The sequence below is a fragment of the Clostridium pacaense genome (genome assembly GCF_020709765.2).
Lineage (GTDB): Bacteria > Bacillota > Clostridia > Lachnospirales > Lachnospiraceae > Enterocloster > Enterocloster hominis.
The window spans coordinates 1-237 of record NZ_JAJFEB020000217.1; the positions used below are offsets into that span (position 1 = coordinate 1).

At 52.3% G+C, this 237-nt stretch carries 1 protein-coding gene; it reads left to right on the forward strand.

From position 1 onward, the window contains the following. Positions 1–32 precede the first annotated feature (32 nt). On the forward strand, positions 33–237 hold a 205-nt coding region (locus LK536_RS59080; protein ID WP_506092370.1), incomplete at its 3' end, for a diguanylate cyclase.

Sequence of the window (237 nt, forward strand, 5' to 3'; positions counted from 1 at the left end):
GGATTACAGGACTGTAGAACCGCCGATATGGTGTGGGCGATTTACTGGAGGACATGAGAAGCTGTGGAAAAGAGGCGGTGGAAACCGTGTTTGCCCTGGTGGACATTGATGATTTTAAGCGCGTAAATGATACCTATGGCCATGATGCAGGGGATATGGCCATTGTGCGCATTGCCAATATCCTGGAAAGCAACTGCCGCGAACACAGTGTGGTCCGATGGGGCGGGGAGGAATTCC